This window comes from Micromonospora siamensis, from assembly GCF_900090305.1.
In the GTDB taxonomy this organism is placed as follows: domain Bacteria; phylum Actinomycetota; class Actinomycetes; order Mycobacteriales; family Micromonosporaceae; genus Micromonospora; species Micromonospora siamensis.
Genome location: NZ_LT607751.1, coordinates 3866228 through 3884956, shown reverse-complemented (window position 1 = coordinate 3884956; position 18729 = coordinate 3866228). Strand labels below are relative to the sequence as shown.

The window sequence follows — 18729 nt, the reverse complement described above, 5'->3', positions numbered from 1 at the left end:
GCGGGGTCGTCGGCCCCGGTCAGGTGAGGGCGAGAAAGACCGGCGCGGCGACCGCGACCCCGGCGACCGTTCCCGCGACGACCTGCGGCGTCGTGTGGTCGCCGAGCCGAACCCGGGACCACGCGACCAGGGCGACCAGCGCGTAACCGGCCAGCAGGGGCGGCCCGAGGAGCACCGTCAGCACGGTCACCGAGGCGGCCGCGACCGCGGAGTGCACGCTGAGCTTCCAGACCTGGTTCACCGCGGTGACCACCGCCAGCACCGCGAGGATCACCGCCACCATCGCGACCAGCCGCCGGGGCGCGTCGAAATCGATGAGCAGCCCCAGACCGACCAGCACGCAGACCATGCCGAGCAGCAACGGCCCGCGCCGCTGCTCGCGTACGCCGATGTGGTGGTCGGTCAGTCGCCCCCGCCGCACCGCGAGCAGGACGATCCCGTACGGCAGCGCGGCGGAGAAGAACACGGCGAGCAGGCCCCACAACGGTCCCCGTACCCAACCGGCGGCCTGCACGGCGACCACCAGCGGCATCGCGGCGGCCCAGACGGCCGGGGCGAAGACCTCGGTGACCACCCGGGCGGCCCGGTCCTCGCCGCTGCGGGTGGAGACGCCGACGGCTTCGGACACGGCCAGGCCCCCTGTCGAGACGGGTGCGGCCGGCGGTGTGCCGCCCGCCCGGTCACTCTAGGCGGCCGGGCGGCGGTGGGGTGTCACGCCGCGGAGCTGACGACCACCGGATGCTGGTCGCGGGACGTCGCCCGGCTGGCCAGGTCGGTGGACCAGCCGATGATCGGCTCGGGGCGCTGGCCGCTCGGCTCGGCGGTGGCCGGTCCGGCGGGGACCGCCGAGGGCTGCCCGGCCGGCTCGGTCCGGGCCATCTTCAGCGCGTGCTGGGCGTTGTTCCAGGCCGTGCACGGCCAGCTCTGGCCGGCGCAGCCGAGGTTGTTGCAGGTGCCGTCGTCATCGGGCCCGTGGGCGTCGGCCACTCCCAGGGCGAGCTTCCACAGCAGCGGGTCGCGCACCTCGGCCGGACGTTCGTCGCCCTGACGCGGCTGCTCAGACTTGGAACTGGACACGCGTGGTCCCCCCTCTTTCAACGGGACCCACAGTTTCCGGCCGCGCCCGCCCCGAAACCTGCCGGCCGAGGAAAAATTCTCGCACGCGGCCGGGGTGGCCGGCAATTCGGTCGTTTCGCCCGCCGGTCGGGTCCGACCGGTACCACCATGTGGAGGCGGCCACCGTGGGGACCGCGCAGCTGACGGGGGTGACGTGGTCGGGCTCGAACTGATCGTGGTGCTGGGCGTGACCGTGCTGATCGGCACCACGCTCGGCGGCCGGTACAGCGTCGCGCCGCCCGTCCTGCTCATCGGCCTGGGCACCCTGATCGGGCTGGTGCCGCCCTTCGACCGGATCAGCCTCGAGCCGGAGGTGGTGCTGCTGCTCTTCCTGCCGGCCATCCTCTACCGCGAGACCCTGGTGACCAGCATCCGGGAGATCCGGTCGAACTTCCTGGTCATCACCCTGCTGGCGGTGGCGCTGGTGGTCCTCACGATGGCCGCCGTGGCGTACGCGGCCCAGGCCCTGGGGGTGGAACCGGCCGCGGCCTGGGTGCTCGGCGCGGTGCTCGCCCCGACCGACGCCGCCGCCGTCGCGGGCCTGGCCAAGCGGATGCCCCGTAACATCCTGACCACCCTGCGGGCCGAGAGCCTGATCAACGACGGTACGGCCCTGGTGCTCTACGCCGTCGCCGTCGCGGTGATCGTCGGCGGCGCCGTCCCCGGCGGTTTCCGGCTGGTCGGCCGGTTCGCCGGCTCGGCGGCCGGAGGGATCGCCGCCGGGATGGTGGTCGGCGGCATCGTCGTGCTGATCCGCCGTCGGCTCGACGACCCGCTGCGCGAGGGTGGCCTGAGCGCGCTGGTGCCGTTCATCGCGTTCCTGCTCGCCGAGACCGTGCACGCCAGCGGCGTGCTCGCCGTGGTGGTCACCGGGCTGATCCTGTCCTGGACCGGCCCGCGGATCATCCGGGCCCGCTCCCGGGTGGCCGCCTACGCCTTCTGGGACATCACCACCTTCATGATCAACGGCAGTCTCTTCGTGCTGCTCGGCACCCAGGTGCCCCGCTCCCTGCGCGGCATCACCAGCCACTCGCCGATGGAGTCGCTGGGCATCGCCGCCGCCGTGACCGCCGTCGTGGTGGCCGTGCGGATGGGCTGGGTGCACCTGGCGCTGGCCACCCTCCAGGGCGTCGACCGGCGCCCCTCCCGGCAGGAACGCCGCTTCGACGCCCGCGTCCGTACGGCGATGGGCTGGGCCGGCTTCCGGGGCGCCGTCTCCCTCGCCGCCGCGCTGGCGGTGCCGATGACCACCATGAGCGGCGCACCCGTGCACGAGCGCGATCTGATCATCTTCGTCACCGTGACGGTCATCGTGCTGACCATGCTGATCCAGGGCACCACCCTGCCGGCGGTCGTCGGGTGGGCCGGCCTGCAGGGCGACCGACGGCGCGAGGACGAGCTGCGGGCCACCCGGATCCGGGCCACCGAGGCCGGCCTGGCCGCCCTGCCGCAGGTGGCCGCCGAGGTGGGTGCCGCGCCCGACGTCGTCGAACGGCTCCGCGCCGACTACCAGGACCACCTGCAGGACGCCCGCCGCTCCGGCGGGGAGGGCACCGAGCAGGAACGGGAGATCGCCCGGCGGCTGCGCCTCGGCGTACTCGAGCACAAGCGCCGCGAGGTCACCCGGCTCCGCGACACCAACGCCATCGACGACGTGGTGCTGCGCGAGGTGCAGGCCGCCCTGGACGTCGAGGAGATCCGGCTGATCGGCCCGGTCACCGAGGACTGACCGCGGGCGGCGCAGGGGCGGCCGGGTGGGCGACGGTGGATCTAGGATCGTGGGCATGGCCCTGCTGCACCGCGCGGAACTGCGCCCCACCAAGCTCGAACTCCTGGCGCCCTGGCTGCCCGGTCGCCCCTGGTTCGCCGGTGGCGACGGCCCGGTCGAGCGGGTGGCCGCGTACCGGTTCGACGACCCGGCCGGCGAGGTCGGCGTCGAGACCATCCTGGTACGCCTCGGCGCCGGGCCGGTCCACCAGGTGCCGCTGACCTACCGAGGGTCGCCGCTGACCGGGGCCGAGCGCTGGCTGGTCGGCACCTGCGAGCACTCCGTGCTGGGCCGCCGCTGGGTGTACGACGCCTGCGGCGACCCGGTCTACGCCGACGCGCTGGCCCGGGCGATCCTCGCCGACGGCGGCCAGGCGGAGGAGCACTTCGAGGTCGACGGCCGGTTGGAGCGGCGGGCGGCCAGCATGAGCATCGCCGCCGACGGCGCCGGAGCGGACGCGCCCCGGGTGCGGACGGTCGAGCGGGTCGAGGACGGCGATCCGACCCGGGTCGTCGCCGACACCGTCGAACTGTCGGTGCTGCGGCGGCTCGGCGCCGACCCTGGTCTGCCGGGCGCCCGGCTGACCGGTGGCTGGCAGGGGCAGGCGCCGCTGCCGCTGGCGTACGCGGTGGCCCGCTGAACGGACCGGTGGTCAGGGGCGAAGGACCACCTTGCCAAGGTTGGCCCGGGCCTCGATGATCCGGTGCGCCTCGGCGGCGGCGGTCAGCGGCAGTTCGGCGTGTACGGCGGGTCGCAGCCGGCCGGCCAGGGCCAGCTCCCACAGCCGCCGGTGGTGTGCGGCGTACTCGTCGGGTCGGGTGGCGGCGAAGCGGGCGGTGGCGAAGCCGGTCACGGTCTTCGCCCCGGCCAGCAGGTCCGACGCCGACACGGTGCCGCCACCGGAGGCGAAGTAGACCAGCCGGCCGCCGGGCCGTACGGCCGCCAGGGCGCGCGGCAGCAGGTCGCCGCCCACCCCGTCGAGGACCACGTCGACCGGCTCGCCCCACCGCCCGTCGTCGTAGGTGACCACCTCGTCGGCGCCGAGCCCGCGCAGGAACGGCGCCTTGGCCGGACTGCTGACGGCGGCCACCACCCGGGCGGCGCCGGCCAGCCTCGCGAGTTGCACGGCCAGATGACCGACCCCGCTGGCCGCGCCGGTGACCAGCACGGACTCGTGTTCCGCGACGGCGGCGGTGGCCAGCACACCCAGCGCCACGTGCCCGCTGCGGACCAGCGCCACGGCGAGGGAGTCGGCGGCGCCGTCGGGGACGAGACTGGCCATCGTGGCCGGTACGACCACCGTGTCGGCGTACGCGCCGGCGAACGCCAACGCGGTGACCCGGTCGCCGACGGCGAACCCGGTGACGTCGGCGCCCACGGCGGTGACCCGGCCGGCTACCTCGCCGCCGAGCACCGCCGGCAGGGGCGCCGACGCGCCGTCGCCGCGCACCCGGCGTACCCCCGGCAGGGTGACCCCGATAACGCTGGTACGCACGAGCAGCTCGCCCGGCGCGGGCACCGGCTCGGGGGCCTCCTCCAGGCGCAGCACCTCGGGGCCGCCGTACTCGTGGTAGCGGATCCTGCGCACGGCGGCCTCCTTCGTCCGGTGACCCTCACCCAGCCCGATTCGTGGCGCCCTCAGATGTCGGCGGAGGCCGGGACGAGAGCCTTGCGGAACAGCACCATGTCGTCGCCGGCCTGGTAGTAGTCCCGGACCCGCGCCTCCTCGTCGTAGCCACGCGCCAGGTAGAAGGCCCGCGCGCGGTCGAAGGCGGCGGTCGCCGACGTCTCGACCAGTAGCAGCCGCTGGTCCCGCCCGGCGAGGTCGGCCTCCACGGCCTCCAGCAGCCCGGTGCCCAGACCCCGCCGGTGGTGCTCTCGGTCGACGCCGATCATGGTGAGCTCCCACGTCCGGTCGGTGGCGGGCAGGGGTTCGTAGTACGCGACGGCGACCAGCCGACCGTCGCGGTCGTCGACCAGACACCGGTGACCCTCGGCCGCCCGGGTGGCGACATAGTCCGCCATCATCTGCCGCACGATGCCGGCCTCGTCCGGCGCGAACAGTTCGGCGGCGACCGCCAGGGTCACCACGTCGGACGCGTCGTCCGCGGTGATCGCGCGGATCATAAGCTTCCTCCCCGCTCGGGCGCCGGTCGACCGGATCGGTCGGACCGGAATGTATTCGGTGGTCGGCCACCAGGTCGACCGGGTTTCGGTCGACCGACGGCCGAGACGCCGGTGGGTGCCGGGCCGCGGCTCGCCGCCGGTGGCCTCAGCGGTGGCTGAGCAGCGCCATCCGCTCCGGGTCGGCGATGTCGTCCCCGGCCCGCCGGGCCCACCGCCCCGCCGCCAGCGCGTACGCCCCGGCCAGCGCCGCGTAGCCGAGGGCGGCGGCCACCAGCAGCGCCGACGAGCGCCCGTCCACCGGCAGGAACTTCGACGCGCCGACCATGCCGACCACGTACGCCAGGTTGAACACGGTGTCGTTGACCGCGAAGACCCGACCCCGGAACGCGTCGGCGCACTCGTGCTGCACCATCGTGTCCACCACGATCTTGATGCCGTGCCCCGCGACGTTGACCACGAGGACCAGGATGATCAACAGTGGGGGAGCGAACGGCAGCCCGAAGACCGGCACGGCCAGCGCGACCGCGGTGAGCAGCCCGGTCACCCAGCGCCAGCCACCGACGCGCCGAGACACCGGCGGGGTGACGGTGGCCGCCGCCAGCACCCCCAGCGCCCCGGCGGCGAAGACCAGACCCAGTTGTGTGGACGCGCCGGTCAGGTCGTCGGCGCCGAAGACGCTGCGGTACAGCAGCAGCAGCGCCAGCGCCAGCGCCCCGAACAGCACCCGGAAGCCGGCCTGGGCGGCCATCGCGTACGCGGCGCCCCGCGCCGAGCCCAGGTGTCGGACCCCGTCGACCATGCCGCGCAGCACCGCGCCGGCCTCCCCGGCCAGGCCGGGCCGGTGCGGCACCACCTCGTCCGGGCCGAGCTGCCCACGGGTGAAACAGGCCCGGGCGGCCACGGCGCAGGCCAGATAGCCCACCGGCGCCAGCAGCGCCAGGGCCGCGTACCCGTGGTTGCCGGCCGGGAAGACCGTGCGCAGCAGCGCCAGCGCGCACCCCATGCCCAGTGAGTACGCCACCGAGCCGGCGGTGCCCGCCACCGCGTTCGCGGTGACCAGCCGGTCGTCGGTGACCACGTGCGGGGTGGCCGCCGACAGGCCCGACAGCAGCAGCCGGCCCAGGCCGATCACGACAAGTGTCGCGGTGAAGAACAGCCCGCCCTCGTCGCCGACGAGGACCAGCGCGGCGATCGGCAGCACCAGCCCGGCCCGCAGCACGTTCGTCCACCAGATCACCGACCGGCGGCTCCACCGGTCCAGCAGCACGCCCGCGAACGGGCCCACCAGCGAGTACGGCAGCACCAGCACCGCCGCGGCCAGCGCGATCGCGGTAGGGGTGGCCTGCCGGTCCGGGTTGAACAGCACACTGCCGGCCAGGGCGGCCTGGAACACCCCGTCGGTGAACTGGCCGCCGAGTCGGACGCCGAGCAGCCGGCGGAACGCGGGCGCCCCGAGAACGGCACGAAGGTTGTGAGTGCGGCGATCTGCCATGATCTCTTCAGCGTACGGCCGGCGGCCGGCGCCGTCGCGGCCACCCACCCGCGACGGTCAGGCCCGCTGCCGGGGGGTGGGCAGCCGCAGCGCGTTGCACACGTCGGCCACGCCCGGGGCCTGCCAGGCCAGCGTGCCGGCGATCCGCCGGGCGTGCGGGTCGCTGACCGCACCGGTGAGGATGACCACCCGGTTCTGGGCGCTCACCGTGAGCCGCTGCCGGCGGGTCGCCGCGTGGGTGGCCAGCAGGCGGGCCACCGCCGTGGCGATCCGCGCGTCGTCGTCCCCGAGGTCCGGGACGCCGGCCGCGCCGCCCCAGGTGTGATCGTCGGGGAACGGCCAGAACATCACCACGGGGAACAAGCCTCCTCGGCAGCGGGGACGGACGCCGCGCCGGGCCGCCGGGCCAGCGCGGTGGGAGCTCAGGAGCGGGTGTGCGCCGGCGTCGGTTCGGTGGCCGACAGGGCCGCGACGGCTGCGGCGGCGGTGTCGAAGGTCGGGAAGAGCCCGTCCAGTCGCATGGTGTGCAGGACGGTGCGGACGAACCGGGACGGTCCCGCCAGGCAGAGCCGGGCTCCCCGGTCCCGGGCGTCACGGTGGGCGCGGACGAGCACGCCGAGCCCGGTCGAGTCGATGATGTGCACCCGGCTCAGGTCGACCACCACGTCACCGCCCATGTCGGCGGCGTGCCGCAGGGCGGCGCGCAGGGTGTCGCCGCTGTCCAGGTCGATGTCGCCGGTCGCGGTGACCACGGTGACGTCGCCGAGATGGTCGATGCCGACGATGCCGCCCGGCCCGTGCCCGGCGCAGGCCGGTCGGCCGGCGTCGGCCGGCTCCTGGAGGCTGCAGTACGGGCAGCGGTGCGACCCGGTGGCGAACGGCGAGCCGCTCCAGCCGAGCTCGGAGATGAGGGTCCAGACGACCTCGGGGTCCGGCAGCACGGTGGCGGCGGCCGAGACGGTGTCGCCGCAGCTGTCGCAGATCAGCGTCATCCGGTCGTCGTTCGGAACGACGGTCATCCCACTCTCCCTTCCTGGCCGGCCGGGACCGGGAGCGAGGGCTCCAGTCCGGCCGCTCGCAACGCGCGGCGCACGTCGGGGTCGGCGGCGCGTACGGCGAGGACCGCCCGGGCCCCGGTCAGCCGCCGGTGCACGTCGCGCAGCAGGTGGAGCGCGGCGAGGTCCAGCCACCGACAGCCGGAGAGGTCGACCTCCACCCGGCCGGGCCGCAGGGCCAGCAACCGGTCGAAGCAGGCCCGGGTCTCCGACAGTTGGGTCAGGTCGTCCTCGTCGATGCGCACCTCGACCAGCGCGAGCCGGCGCGGTGGCGGTGGCGGTGGCGTTGTCACAGCTCCGTCCTCTCCGTTGCGGGCTCTTCCGGATGCCACCCTCACCGGCCCGTGTGGCGGTCACCGCGCGGCGGTATGACAGTCGCGTGACAAACCGGGACTCGGTCCCGGACGTGGAAGCGGGCTCGTCGTTGTGGCCCGGATCCTGCTCCCGCCGGTGGACTCCGGTGCAGGTGGGACGGCCTCCGGCACCGAGGGTGCCCGGCCGGTGACCACAGAGGAGGGTTGTGGTCGCTGTTACATGAACGTTAATGTCATCGTTGCTCGGGCCTGTTCCAGCCGTGCTTGGCTGGTCGCGCGATCCCGGAGGATCTCCTGCGCGCGATCGTTCCCCGGTTCCCGCCTCCTCCGGCCGAGCCTCCATCCCTGTCTCCCGAACGGAGAACACCTGTGCGTATTCCGACGATCTTGGCCACGGCCGCCTCGGCGACGCTGCTGTCGACGCTGGCCGCGGTTCCCGCCGCCGCCAGCACGGTGTCCCAGCCCTGTCAGGGCGCCCCGACCAACCCGGTGACCACCGGCGCCGTGCTCAACAACCCGGCCGCGGGTGACCCCACCGCCGTCGTACGTCAGATCTGCGGCCTGGTCCGGCAGGCGCCCGCCGGCTCACGGATCCGGATCGCCCACTTCGTCATCTCCGGCGCCGCCGGGCTGGACTTCGCCGGCGAGCTGATCGCGGCCCGGCGGCGCGGCGTCGACGTGCAGCTGGTCCTCGACGGCTGGCAGGTGACCAACCCGGCCGTGCAGGCACTCCGCGCCGAGCTGGGCACCGACCGCTCGGGCGGGTCGTGGCTGCACGTGTGCACCGGGCTCTCCCCGGAGGGCAACACCGCCGCCTGCATCGGCACCAAGGGCAACCACAACAAGTTCTACCTGTTCTCGACCACCGGCGGGCAGTCCGAGGTGGTGGTGCAGTCGTCGGCCAACTTCACCGACGTCAACTCCGCCACCTACTGGAACAACGCGATGACGCTGGTCGGCAACCACCGTCTCTACGCCGCCTACGACGCCTACTTCGAGGACCTGGCGGCCGAGCGGCGCACCGAGGACTACTACCGGACCGTCACCACCGGCATGCCCGGCGGTTCGGTGACCGCCTACTTCTTCCCCCGCGCCGAGGGTGACCCGATCGTCGAGCAGTTGGACAAGGTCGGCTGCGGGGCGGACGCCACGATCCGGATCGGGATGTCCGAGTGGGACAGCTACCGGATCGGCATCGCCGAGCGGATCGTCGCGCTCGCCGAGCGGGGCTGTCAGGTGCGGATCGTGCACGGCCTGATGGACGACGAGGTCCACGCGCTGCTGTCCTCGCACCCGAACATCACCCTGCGGGAACTCAACTCCTCGACCCTGCCGGGCCGTATCCACTCCAAGTTCCTGCTGGTGGAGAACGGTGGCGCCCGGTTCGTGATGACCGGCAGCCCCAACTTCAACCGCACCTCGCTGCGCCGCAACGACGAGGCCATGGTGCGGACGAACATCGCCTCGGTGTACGAGCAGTACCGGGCGGGCTTCGAGGCGATGTACGCCGTCGCCGGCTGATCCCGCCCCGAAGGGGCCCGGTGGTCGGCGGATGCCGGCCACCGGGCCCCGGTGCGTTCCGGCCCGACGAAAAAGTGTCGGCAGGCTCCGCCGGGTGGACGAAACCGACACCCGGCCATCAGTCGGGCCGTCGGGTCACCCACCGTCGGCGGGTGTTCCCCGACCGTCACCAATTCGGTCACCCGGCACCGGAAGCGCATTTTCGATCCCTTGACACCCCTGTGGGCCGCCCGTAACCTGGCAGCAATCTCAACGTTAATGCCGCCGCTTTTCACGGCGGAGCCACATGAACGTTAATGGTGACGAGCGGAGTTAGCGTGACCCAGGCACCTCAAACCGTTGACATCGGTGAGCAGATCCGGCGGGCGACCATCGCCGCCGATCCGCGGCTGTCCCGATTCAACCCGCTGCCGAGAATCCTCTGCCACGACGACTTCAACACCGGCACCCACGGCTGGACGGAGCTGATCGGCAATCACGACGAGAAGGGTGACCTCTCCGTCGTCGACGACCACATGCGCGACTTCCGGCCGCCGCAGCTGAGCGCGTGCAACTTCTTCGACATCGGCACGCACGGCGCCATGAGCGGCACGTACGCGTTGAAGGTCGCCACCAGGCCGGTCAGCGGCCACACCGGGGTCGCCATCCGCCGGCTCACCATGGCCGGCCGGGGCAAGGTGCAGTTCGAGACCTACTTCTCCTACAACGCCGAGGCCGCGTCGGACGAGAACCAGGCCGCTGAGCAGGCCGGCAGCAGCGGTTGGGACGCCAACTTCCACCCGTCGGAGACCCAGTTCGGCGCCCTGACCGTGGCCACCGACATCTGCGACGGCACCCGCTACCACACCGTCATGCGCTACCTGAACACCGATCTGGACAACAACCTCACCCAGCAGTGGGTCTACCCGACGGTGCCCGAGCCGACCCCGCGCGAGCACTTCGAGGGCAAGCTGAAGCTGCCCCGCACCGCCGACTTCACCGCGCCGGACCCGGCCGACTGGAGCCCGGTCGGCGAGCGCCAGGAACTGTGCTACAACGAGGTGCCGACGAAGGTCAACTGGCATTACCTTCGCTGGGTCATCGACACCGGCACCCGGCGCAACGTCGAAATTCAGGTGAACGACCGGATCATGGACCTCTCCGACGTTCCGGTTCCCCCCTACGACGAAACGTACGGTTCGCTCAACAATTTGCTCAACTTCTACGTGAGTGTCCGCACCCACACCAACGTACGCAATTTCGTGTACCTCGACTCCGTCCTTATCTCGACGGATTGGTAGGCCAACAAAAAATGCACAACTCCATGACGGCCGTCCTCGAACGTGACGGCATCACCGGTCCGCACTACACCACCGAGCCCTACGAGGTCGCCTGGGCCCGGGAGGCCCGCTGGTTCCTGCGGGTGCTCGACCTGCCGGCCGGCGTCAGCGGCTTCGACTGCACCGTCCAGGTCTCCCCGGACGGCCTCAACTGGGTCGACCTCGACGAGCCGGCCACCTCGGTCGACGCCGCCGGACTGGTCACCTGGGTCAGCCGCGAGTTCGGCGGCTGGCTGCGACTGCGCGCCACCGTGCACGGCGATTCCGCCGGCACCCAGGTGCCCACCCTGATCTATCTCGCGCTCAAGGCCTGACGACGCCTCCCGCGTCGCCGACGGCCCAACCCTTCTGAGGAGAAGGCGATGGACAACCACACCACCATCAACCGCCGGCGGTTCCTGACCGTCGCCGGCATCGGAGCGGCGAGCACCTACCTGGCGGCCTGCGGGGTGGCCGGCGGCGACGCGGAGAAGGCGAAGGCCGCCCTCAAGGTCTGCTTCGCACAGCCGATCACCGACCTCGACCCGCTGAGCCCGAACACCACGGTGGACGAGCCCGCCCTGATGGCCCGCCGGCTCATCTTCGACACCCTGGTGCGCCGCCAGGGCGACGGCTACGGCCCTGCCCTGGCGACCTCCTGGGCCCGGCCGGACCCGCAGACCTGGGTGTTCAAGCTCCGCGACGACGTCACCTTCCACGACGGCAGCAAGCTCACCGCCGAGGACGTGGTCGCCTCGATCCGCAAGGCGATCGACACCACCACCAACCTCTCGGCCCTGTGGGGCTCGGTGAAGTCGGCCGAGGCGACCGACCCGACCACGGTCACCGTCCGCACCGACGGGCCGCTGGGCACCCTGCTGGTCAACCTGACCCTGCTGTTCATCCCGCCGGCCAAGCGGCTGGCCGAGCCCGGCTTCTTCCGCAAGCCGATCGGCAGCGGGCCGTACAAGGTGGACGCCTTCGCGCCGTCGTCGAAGCTCAGCCTGGTCAAGGCCGACACCTACTGGGGGGACGCGGCCAAGAGCCCGGCGGTCGAGCTGCCGTACATCGCGGAGACCTCCACCGCGATCACCTCGCTGCTCACCGGCGACGTCGACGCGTTCTGGCCGGTGCCGCCGGACCAGGTCCGGGACGTGACCGGCAAGGACGGCGTCAAGGTCGACCGGGTGCCGAGCTACGTCTACTTCCTCAACTGGTTCAACTGCTCCCGCAAGCCCTTCACCGACCCGCGGGTCCGGCGCGCCATGTGGCACGCGGTCGACGTCAACAACATCGTCCGCGACCTGTACGGCGACGCCGCCACGGTGATGGACTCGCCCATCCCGTCCACCGTCTTCGGCGCCGCGCCGCAGCAGCCGTACGCCTACGACCCGGCACGGGCCAAGCAGCTGCTCGCCGAGGCCGGCCTCGGCGGCGGCTTCAAGACCTCGATGATGTGGTTCGCCACCAGTGGACCGCTGATCTCCCAGCTGGCCCAGTCGATGATCGCCAGCTGGGCCAAGGTGGGGATCACCGTCGAGGCGCAGCAGGTGGAGAAGGCGACCTGGCTGGAGCGGCTCAACAAGCTCGACTGGGACATGGACCTGCAGACCAACACGGTCACCACCGGCGACGCCGACTTCACCCTCGGCCGGCTCTACACCTCCAAGGCCAACCGGATGGGCTACCGCAACCCGGCGCTGGACGAGCTGCTGGCCAAGGCCCGCGGCTCGGCGGAGCAGGCCGAGCGCAAGGCCCTGTACGCCCAGGCGTGCAAGACGATCTGGGACGATGCCGTCGGGATCTTCCCGGCGACCATCACCACCGCCTACGCGGTCCGCGACACGGTGCGGGGCTTCACGCCGGTTCCCAGCAACCAACCCGACCTGTCCACAGTGCTGATGGGAGGCTGAGCGGTCCCCACCGGCCGCTCGACGTCGCCATGAACTCACCCCGACGCGTCACCCTGCAAGACATCGCCACCTCGGTCGGCCTCTCGGTCAACACCGTGTCCCGCGCGCTGGCCGGCAAGAGCGCCGTCAGCGAGGAGACCCGGGCGATGATCAAGGCCGAGGCCGACCGGCTCGGCTACGTCCCGAACACCATGGCCAGATCCCTGGTCCTCGGCCAGGCCATGACCATCGGGGTGGTCATCACCAACCCGTCCAACCCGTTCTACTCCCGCATGATCAGCGCCATCGAGCAGCGCGGCAGCACGCTGGGCTACTCGGTGCTGCTGGTGGTCTCCGAGGAGAACCACGCCAACGAGCTGCGCGCGGTGGAGTCGATGCGGCGCTGGGGCGTCGACGGGGCCCTGGTGGTGCCGGTGCAGCCCGAGGTCGACCACTGGCGGCGGCTGGTGGCGGCCGGCACCGAGCTGGTGCTGGTCAACCGCGACCTGCCGGAACTCGACTGCGACCTGGTCGGCATCGACTACGAGCGGGGCGCGTACCAGGCCACCCTGCATCTGCTCGACAGCGGCGTCGAGCGGATGTACCTGCTGGAGGAGGACCTGGCGATATCCACGGTGGGCGCCCGGATGGCCGGGTTCGACCGGGCGCTGACCGAGCGGGGGGTGCCGGCCGAGTCGGTACGCGTGCTGCGCGTACCGACCCGGCGGCGCGCCGCCAACACCCTGCCCTGGGAGCCGGCCGAGGCGTACGAGCTGGCCCAGCGCCTGGTGGCCGACGTGCCGCCGCGCTCGGGCATCCTCGTCGGCAACGACTACTTCGCCCTCGGGGTCTACCGGGCGCTGACCGAGGCCGGCCGCCGGGTGGGCGAGGACGTGTCGGTCGTCGGCTTCGGCGACCACCCGTTCTCCGCCTACCTCGACCCGGGGCTGAGCAGCGTGCGGCTCCCCGCCGAGCAGGTCGGCACCGCCGCGGTCGACCAGCTCGTCGCCCGGATCGGCCGGCGCGGCTCCGGCGCCCCCCGGACCCGGATCAGCTTCCCCGGGGAGCTGGTCGTACGGGGCTCCTCCAACCACCGGCAGTCCACTGCCGCCGACCCCGGGAGCCGCTGATGCTCAGGTTCGTCCTGAAACGTCTCGCCCAGGCCGTGTTGATCATCCTGGCCTCGCTGACCGTGGTCTTCCTGGTCGTCCGGGTGGCCCCCGGCGACCCGGCCGCGCTGATCCTCGGCGCCTCGGCCAGCCAGAGCGACATCGCCGCGCTGCGTACCCAGCTCGGGCTCGACGAGCCGCTGCTGCGGCAGTACCTCACCTTCCTGCAGGGCGTCGCCCAGGGCGACTTCGGCACCTCCTGGCGCCTCGGCGGCGACGCCCTGGCCAACGTGCTGGAGCGGCTGCCGGCCACCCTGCAACTGTCCGCCTTCGCGCTGCTGATCACCGTGGCGGTCGGCTTCCCGCTCGGCGTGCTCAGCGCCCGGCGGGCCGGCTCCTGGATCGACCGGGCCATCTCCGTGCCGACGCTGCTCGGCCAGGCGCTGCCCACCTTCTGGGTCGGCGTGATGCTGATCCTGGTCTTCTCCCGCACCCTGGACGTGCTGCCCGCCACCGCCAACGGCACGGTCGCCTCGCTGGTGCTGCCCTCGGTGACCCTGGCGCTGCCGTTCCTCGGCTGGCTGGCCCGGCTGGTCCGCAACGGCGTGCTGGAGGAGCTGGGCAAGGACTACGTCCGCACCGCCCGCGCCAAGGGCGTCGACGGCCGGGTGGTCTTCTACCGCCACGTGGTGCGCAACATGATGATCCCGGTGGTGACCCTGCTCGGCCTGCTGGTCGGCAACTTCATCGCCAACGCCGTGATCATCGAGGTGGTCTTCGCCTGGCCCGGCATCGGCTCGCTGATGATCGACTCGATCACCAACCGCGACTACTCGGTGGTGCAGGCGGTCATCATGACCATCACCGTCGCGTACGTCCTGCTGAACCTGCTGGTCGACTTTCTCTACGTCAAGCTGGATCCGCGGCTGAATCCGGAGCACATGTCATGACCCTGCATCCCGCCTCCCCGGCGGAGGCCCCCGACCGCGCCCCGGCCGGGGAACCCGCCGTCACCCCGACGCCCGCCGCGTCCGCCCCGACCCGCCGCCGGATCCCGCCGCGCGCCCGGATCTCCCTGGCCTTCCTCGCCCTGGTGGTGCTGGCCGCCGCGTTCGGGCCGGTGCTGCTGCCCTACTCGGCCACCGAGACCGACCTGCCCAACCGGCTGCTGCCGCCCGGCGCCAGCCTCTCCGGCGGCGGGGTGGCGCTGCTCGGCACCGACCAGCTCGGCCGCGACCTGCTCGCCCAGATCCTCGCCGGCAGCCGGGTCTCGGTGGTCGTCGGCCTGGCCACCGTGCTGATCGGCGGCTTCGTCGGGCTGGTCCTCGGGCTGCTCGCCGGCTACTTCGGGGGCTGGGCCGACACCCTGATCTCCCGCCTCGGCGACGTGCAGCTGGCCTTCCCCAGCGTGCTGCTGGCCATCCTCATCGCCGGCGTGCTCGGGCCAAGCCTCACCAACATCATCATCGCCCTGGCGGTCACCCGGTGGGTGATCTTCGCCCGGGTGGTCCGGGCCTCCGCGATCACCGTGCACGCCCTGGAGTACGTCGACTCGGCCCGGGTGCTGGGCGTGGGCCACCTGCGCATCCTGATCCGCTACATCCTCCCGTCCTGCTGGGCGCCGCTGCTGGTGGCCGGCACCGCGCAGATCGGGCTGGCCATGGTGGGGGAGGCCTCGCTGAGCTTCCTCGGCCTCGGCGTACCCGTCACCCAGGCCTCCTGGGGCGCGACCATCTCCGACGGCCGCGACTACCTCTCCTCGGCCTGGTGGATCTCCACCCTGCCCGGCGTGGCCCTCGCCCTGGTGGTCGTGGCCGTGGGCCTGGTCAGCGACGCCTACCGCGACCACACCGACCCGAGGGCGGCGCTGTGACCGACATCAGGCCGTCCGAAGGCGGCACCCCCGAGCCCCTGCTGCGCGTCACCGACCTGCGGCTGAGCCTCGGCCGCGGCGCCGGCGCGGTGGACCTGGTCCGCGGCGTCAGCCTCGACGTACCGGCCGGCACGACCGTGGCGGTCGTCGGCGAGTCCGGCAGCGGCAAGAGCCTGACCGCGCTGGCCATGATGGGCCTGCTGCCCCCGGGCGTCACCGTCGGCGGCGGCGACATCGTCCTCGACGGCGCGCCGGTCGCCCGGCTGACCGAACGCCAGTGGCAGCCGCTGCGCGGCCGGGAACTCAGCATGATCTTCCAGGACCCGCTGTCGGCGTTGAACCCGTGCATCCGGGTCGGCGACCAGATCGCCGAGATGTTCCGCCGCCGCGCCGGGGCGAGCCGTCGCGAGGCCCGCGACCGCGCCGTCGAGTCCATGGTGGAGGTCGGCATCCCGGACGCGGCGAACCGGGCCCGGTCGTACCCGCACGAGTTCTCCGGTGGCATGCGGCAACGCGTCATGATCGCCATGGCGCTGTCCCTGCAACCCCGGCTGCTCATCGCCGACGAGCCCACCACCGCGCTCGACGTCACCGTCCAGGCGCAGATCATGCGGCTGCTGGCCGAGCGCAAGCAGGCCCGCGGACTCACCATGATCCTGATCAGCCACGACCTCGGCGTGGTGTCCCGCTCCGCCGACCAGGTCGTCGTCATGTACGCCGGCCGGGTCGTCGAGTCCGGGCCGAGCCGTGACGTCCTCAGCCGCCCCGCCCACCCGTACACCGTCGGGTTGATGCGTTCGGTGCCCGACCGTCGGCGCCCGGGCGCGACCCTGGAGGCCATCGGCGGCCAGCCGCCGGACCCGCGGACCGTGCCCGCCGGCTGCGCCTTCCACCCCCGGTGCCCGATGGCCCGGGACCGCTGCCGCACGGAGGTGCCCGCGCTGCGACCCGTCGCGCCGGCCCGCGCCAGCGCCTGCCACTTCGCCGACGAGGTGGTCGGCGACGCCCCCGACCGGCCCAGCGCCGACACCAGCGAGGTGAGCGGACATGTCTGAACCGACCCCGGTCCTGCGGCTGCGGGACCTGCACGTCGACTACCGGCTCGCCGGCGGGCTCTTCTCCGGCGGCCGGCGGGTCCGGGCGGTGGCCGGCGTCGACCTGACCGTGCCGGCCGCCAGCACCGTCGGCATCGTCGGCGAGTCCGGCTGCGGCAAGTCCACCCTGGCCCGCACCATCGTCGGGCTGCTGCCGCCCGCCCGCGGGCAGGTGCTCCTCGGCGACGTCGACCTGGCCACCGCGCCGCGGGCCACCCGCCGCCGGCTGCGACCCGACGTGCAGATGGTCTTCCAGGACCCGTACGCGTCGCTCAACCCGTGGATGAGCGTCCGGGACCTGATCAGCGAGCCGTGGCAGATCCACCCCGGCATCGTGCCCCGGGAGCGGTGGGACGCCGAGGTCGACCGGCTGCTCGAACTGGTCGGCCTGCGCACCAGCCAGCGCGGCCTGCGACCGCACCAGTTCTCCGGCGGCCAGCGGCAGCGCATCTGCATCGCCCGGGCGCTGGCCGTACGCCCCAAGGTGATCGTCTGTGACGAGGCGGTCTCCGCGCTCGACGTCTCCATCCGGGCGCAGATCCTCAACCTGCTGCGCGAGGTGCAGGACGAGACGGGCGTGTCGTACGTCTTCGTCTCCCACGACCTGGGGGTGGTGCGCCACGTCGCGGACACCGTCGCCGTGATGTACCTCGGCCGCTTCGTCGAGCAGGGCCGCACCGACGAGGTGTTCGGCGCCCCGGCCCACCCGTACACCCAGGCGCTGCTGTCCGCCGCGCCGGCCGTCGACGACTGGCGCAACGACCGCCCCGAGGAGATCGTCCTCGGCGGCGAGGTGCCGTCCCCGCTGTCGCCCCCGTCGGGCTGCCGGTTCCGTACCCGCTGCCCGAAGGCCGAGACGACCTGCGCGCAGGTCGAGCCGGAACTCACCGAGCGGGCCGCCGGCCACCGGGTGGCCTGCCACTTCGCCGAGGCCGACGCGCGGTACGGGATCGCCGGATGACCCCCACCCCACCCCCACCCCGAGGAGCAGGCGTGCCCGAGACGATGCGAGCCGTGGTCTGTCACGGACCCGAGGACTACCGCCTGGAGCACGTGCCGGTGCCGGTGCCCGGGCCGGGGGAGGCGCTGGTCCGGGTCGAGGCCGTCGGCATCTGCGCCAGCGACCTCAAGTGCTACCACGGCGCGAGCAAGTTCTGGGGCGACGACACCCGGCCGGCGTGGGCGGAGACCGGGGTGGTGCCCGGCCACGAGTTCGTCGGCGAGGTGGTCGCCCTGGACGACGCCGCCCGCGCCCGGTGGGGCGTCGAGGTCGGCGACCGGGTGGTCTCCGAGCAGATCGTGCCCTGCTGGGAGTGCCGGTACTGCCGGCGCGGCCAGTACTGGATGTGCGGGCCGCACGACATCTACGGTTTCAAGCGCCGCACCCCGGGCGCGATGGCGTCGTACATGGTCTTCCCGGCCGCCGCCCTGGTACACCGGGTCTCCCGGGACCTGCCGCCGGCGCACGCCGCGTTCGCCGAGCCGCTGTCCTGCGCGCTGCACGCCGTGGAACGCGGGGGGATCACCTTCGACGACGTGGTGGTCGTCGCCGGCTGCGGGCCGATCGGGCTGGGCATGGTCGCCGGGGCGCGGGCGAAGTCCCCGGCGCACGTGGTGGCGTTGGACGTCTCCGACGACCGCCTCGACCTGGCCGCCGCCTGCGGCGCCGACGTCACCGTCAACATCTCCCGGCAGGACCCGCTGGAGGTGGTGCGCGGGCTGACCGACGGGTACGGCGCGGACGTCTACCTGGAGGGCAGCGGCCACCCGGCCGCCGTCGGCCAGGGCCTCAACCTGCTCCGCAAGCTCGGCACCTACGTGGAGTACGGCGTCTTCGGCTCCGACGTCACCGTCGACTGGAGCATCATCAGCGACGACAAGGAACTCGACGTCCGCGGCGCCCACCTCGGCCCGCACTGCTGGCCGGCGGCGATCCGGATGCTGGAGTCCGGCGTCCTGCCGATGGACCGGATCTGCACCCACCAGCTCCCGCTGGCCGACTTCCAGCAGGGCCTCGACCTGGTCGGTGACGGCTCCCGGTCGGTCAAGGTCTCCCTGATCCCCGGATAG

The 18729-nt window shown here is 72.9% G+C and carries 20 protein-coding genes; 12 read left to right on the top strand and 8 right to left on the bottom strand.

Annotated features, from left to right (window positions below):
- Positions 1 to 19 precede the first annotated feature (19 nt).
- A complete protein-coding gene (locus tag GA0074704_RS18115) occupies positions 20 to 628 on the bottom strand; it encodes a phosphatase PAP2 family protein (RefSeq protein ID WP_377472234.1) in 609 nt (202 codons plus the stop codon).
- A gap of 83 nt (positions 629 to 711) precedes the next feature.
- Positions 712 to 1077 (bottom strand): hypothetical protein, encoded by a 366-nt coding sequence (locus tag GA0074704_RS18110; RefSeq protein WP_157743710.1) that lies wholly within the window; start codon positions 1075 to 1077, stop codon positions 712 to 714.
- A 193-nt stretch (positions 1078 to 1270) separates the two neighbouring features.
- On the opposite strand from GA0074704_RS18110, the gene GA0074704_RS18105 reads away from it, so the two are divergent.
- Complete coding sequence (locus GA0074704_RS18105; RefSeq protein ID WP_088971603.1) at positions 1271 to 2845, top strand: Na+/H+ antiporter; 1575 nt, start codon at positions 1271 to 1273, stop codon at positions 2843 to 2845.
- Between the two features lie 55 nt (positions 2846 to 2900).
- Positions 2901 to 3524 (top strand): CG0192-related protein, encoded by a 624-nt coding sequence (locus tag GA0074704_RS18100; RefSeq protein ID WP_088971602.1) that lies wholly within the window; start codon positions 2901 to 2903, stop codon positions 3522 to 3524.
- Positions 3525 to 3536: 12 nt separating this feature from the next.
- Here the strand turns inward: GA0074704_RS18100 and GA0074704_RS18095 are convergent, their stop codons facing one another.
- The 6 genes from GA0074704_RS18095 to GA0074704_RS18070 form a co-directional block, all read right to left on the bottom strand.
- Positions 3537 to 4472 carry a quinone oxidoreductase family protein gene (locus GA0074704_RS18095; protein ID WP_088971601.1) on the bottom strand — a complete coding sequence of 312 codons (936 nt, stop codon included), beginning with the start codon at positions 4470 to 4472 and terminating at the stop codon, positions 3537 to 3539.
- A 50-nt stretch (positions 4473 to 4522) separates the two neighbouring features.
- Positions 4523 to 5011 carry a GNAT family N-acetyltransferase gene (locus GA0074704_RS18090; RefSeq protein ID WP_088971600.1) on the bottom strand — a complete coding sequence of 163 codons (489 nt, stop codon included), beginning with the start codon at positions 5009 to 5011 and terminating at the stop codon, positions 4523 to 4525.
- A gap of 145 nt (positions 5012 to 5156) precedes the next feature.
- A complete protein-coding gene (locus GA0074704_RS18085) occupies positions 5157 to 6503 on the bottom strand; it encodes an MFS transporter (RefSeq protein ID WP_157743709.1) in 1347 nt (448 codons plus the stop codon).
- A 57-nt stretch (positions 6504 to 6560) separates the two neighbouring features.
- Positions 6561 to 6851 (bottom strand): BON domain-containing protein, encoded by a 291-nt coding sequence (locus GA0074704_RS18080; protein ID WP_231926934.1) that lies wholly within the window; start codon positions 6849 to 6851, stop codon positions 6561 to 6563.
- A gap of 74 nt (positions 6852 to 6925) precedes the next feature.
- Entirely contained in the window at positions 6926 to 7522 is a 597-nt protein-coding gene (locus tag GA0074704_RS18075) for an STAS domain-containing protein (protein WP_088971597.1), read from the bottom strand.
- Entirely contained in the window at positions 7519 to 7851 is a 333-nt protein-coding gene (locus tag GA0074704_RS18070; RefSeq protein WP_088971596.1) for an STAS domain-containing protein, read from the bottom strand. The genes GA0074704_RS18075 and GA0074704_RS18070 overlap by 4 nt, the downstream gene beginning before the upstream one ends.
- Before the next feature lie 390 nt (positions 7852 to 8241).
- Here GA0074704_RS18070 and GA0074704_RS18065 point away from each other — a divergent pair, with 390 nt between their 5' ends.
- The 10 genes from GA0074704_RS18065 to GA0074704_RS18020 all read left to right on the top strand — a co-directional run bounded on the left by GA0074704_RS18065 (position 8242) and on the right by GA0074704_RS18020 (position 18729).
- Entirely contained in the window at positions 8242 to 9393 is a 1152-nt protein-coding gene (locus GA0074704_RS18065; RefSeq protein WP_088971595.1) for a phospholipase D-like domain-containing protein, read from the top strand.
- 317 nt (positions 9394 to 9710) lie between these two features.
- Positions 9711 to 10673 (top strand): DUF6772 family protein, encoded by a 963-nt coding sequence (locus GA0074704_RS18060; RefSeq protein ID WP_197697545.1) that lies wholly within the window; start codon positions 9711 to 9713, stop codon positions 10671 to 10673.
- A 23-nt stretch (positions 10674 to 10696) separates the two neighbouring features.
- Complete coding sequence (locus tag GA0074704_RS18055; protein WP_197697544.1) at positions 10697 to 11026, top strand: hypothetical protein; 330 nt, start codon at positions 10697 to 10699, stop codon at positions 11024 to 11026.
- Positions 11027 to 11074: 48 nt separating this feature from the next.
- Positions 11075 to 12604, top strand: a complete 1530-nt coding sequence (locus tag GA0074704_RS18050) for an ABC transporter substrate-binding protein (protein ID WP_088971593.1) — start codon at positions 11075 to 11077, stop codon at positions 12602 to 12604.
- Between the two features lie 29 nt (positions 12605 to 12633).
- On the top strand, positions 12634 to 13713 hold the full coding sequence (locus GA0074704_RS18045) for a LacI family DNA-binding transcriptional regulator (RefSeq protein ID WP_088971592.1): 1080 nt from the start codon (positions 12634 to 12636) through the stop codon (positions 13711 to 13713).
- A complete protein-coding gene (locus GA0074704_RS18040; protein ID WP_088971591.1) occupies positions 13713 to 14642 on the top strand; it encodes an ABC transporter permease in 930 nt (309 codons plus the stop codon). The genes GA0074704_RS18045 and GA0074704_RS18040 overlap by 1 nt, the downstream gene beginning before the upstream one ends.
- The gene (locus GA0074704_RS18035; RefSeq protein WP_088971590.1) at positions 14639 to 15565 is read left to right on the top strand and encodes an ABC transporter permease; all 927 of its coding nucleotides are present in this window, start codon (positions 14639 to 14641) and stop codon (positions 15563 to 15565) included. Before GA0074704_RS18040 ends, GA0074704_RS18035 begins: the two co-directional genes overlap by 4 nt.
- Positions 15562 to 16620 carry an ABC transporter ATP-binding protein gene (locus GA0074704_RS18030; RefSeq protein WP_231926526.1) on the top strand — a complete coding sequence of 353 codons (1059 nt, stop codon included), beginning with the start codon at positions 15562 to 15564 and terminating at the stop codon, positions 16618 to 16620. The genes GA0074704_RS18035 and GA0074704_RS18030 overlap by 4 nt, the downstream gene beginning before the upstream one ends.
- Positions 16613 to 17620 carry an ABC transporter ATP-binding protein gene (locus GA0074704_RS18025; protein ID WP_088971589.1) on the top strand — a complete coding sequence of 336 codons (1008 nt, stop codon included), beginning with the start codon at positions 16613 to 16615 and terminating at the stop codon, positions 17618 to 17620. The genes GA0074704_RS18030 and GA0074704_RS18025 overlap by 8 nt, the downstream gene beginning before the upstream one ends.
- Before the next feature lie 44 nt (positions 17621 to 17664).
- The gene (locus GA0074704_RS18020) at positions 17665 to 18729 is read left to right on the top strand and encodes an alcohol dehydrogenase catalytic domain-containing protein (RefSeq protein WP_231926933.1); all 1065 of its coding nucleotides are present in this window, start codon (positions 17665 to 17667) and stop codon (positions 18727 to 18729) included.

Coding starts and splice junctions, on each gene's coding strand:
- GA0074704_RS18100 (WP_088971602.1), top strand. CDS start 2,901: ATGGCCCTGCTGCACCGCGCGGAACTGCGCCCCACCAAGCTCGAACTC.
- GA0074704_RS18090 (WP_088971600.1), bottom strand. CDS start 5,011: ATGATCCGCGCGATCACCGCGGACGACGCGTCCGACGTGGTGACCCTG.
- GA0074704_RS18085 (WP_157743709.1), bottom strand. CDS start 6,503: ATGGCAGATCGCCGCACTCACAACCTTCGTGCCGTTCTCGGGGCGCCC.
- GA0074704_RS18080 (WP_231926934.1), bottom strand. CDS start 6,851: ATGTTCTGGCCGTTCCCCGACGATCACACCTGGGGCGGCGCGGCCGGC.
- GA0074704_RS18075 (WP_088971597.1), bottom strand. CDS start 7,522: ATGACCGTCGTTCCGAACGACGACCGGATGACGCTGATCTGCGACAGC.
- GA0074704_RS18055 (WP_197697544.1), top strand. CDS start 10,697: ATGACGGCCGTCCTCGAACGTGACGGCATCACCGGTCCGCACTACACC.
- GA0074704_RS18050 (WP_088971593.1), top strand. CDS start 11,075: ATGGACAACCACACCACCATCAACCGCCGGCGGTTCCTGACCGTCGCC.
- GA0074704_RS18045 (WP_088971592.1), top strand. CDS start 12,634: ATGAACTCACCCCGACGCGTCACCCTGCAAGACATCGCCACCTCGGTC.
- GA0074704_RS18040 (WP_088971591.1), top strand. CDS start 13,713: ATGCTCAGGTTCGTCCTGAAACGTCTCGCCCAGGCCGTGTTGATCATC.
- GA0074704_RS18035 (WP_088971590.1), top strand. CDS start 14,639: ATGACCCTGCATCCCGCCTCCCCGGCGGAGGCCCCCGACCGCGCCCCG.
- GA0074704_RS18025 (WP_088971589.1), top strand. CDS start 16,613: ATGTCTGAACCGACCCCGGTCCTGCGGCTGCGGGACCTGCACGTCGAC.
- GA0074704_RS18020 (WP_231926933.1), top strand. CDS start 17,665: ATGCGAGCCGTGGTCTGTCACGGACCCGAGGACTACCGCCTGGAGCAC.